This window comes from Candidatus Poribacteria bacterium, assembly GCA_021295755.1.
Taxonomy (GTDB): Bacteria; Poribacteria; WGA-4E; order WGA-4E; family PCPOR2b; genus PCPOR2b.
Genome location: JAGWBT010000124.1, coordinates 1 through 409, shown reverse-complemented (window position 1 = coordinate 409; position 409 = coordinate 1). Strand labels below are relative to the sequence as shown.

General features: G+C 56.5%; 1 protein-coding gene. It reads left to right on the top strand.

Annotated elements, in window-relative coordinates:
* Window positions 1-366 (top strand): hypothetical protein (locus tag J4G02_16935; protein ID MCE2396236.1); only part of this gene is annotated, 366 nt, incomplete at its 5' end.
* Between the last annotated feature and the right edge of the window lie 43 nt (window positions 367-409).

Here is a 409-nt window from a genome sequence, read left to right as displayed (position 1 = left end):
GACACCGGCGAGCCAGCCATTCCGATTAATCAATACGAATCAAATCTCCGTGCCTTTCTCGGACGTATTTTGGCGGAGACCAATTGCACTGTCATCTGGGCAGCGACTACGCCTGTCAACGAGATCTGGCATCATGAGCGGAAGGGGTTCGATCGGCTGGAAGCCGATGTCGCCGCGTATAACGCCGTCGCTCTCAAGGTCGCAGACGACTTGGATATCCCGGTCAATGACCTGTTTGGCGTTATCACGGACGCGGGGCGGGACAGCTATCTGACCCCGGATGGTGTCCATTTCACCCCCGAAGGCTGTGCGTTACTCGGCAAAGCGGTTGCCGAATTTATCAAGCCGTACCTCACAACGGCGTAGGGGCATTTAGTCAGTTACCCCACCCTGAAGGGATGGGGCTTGT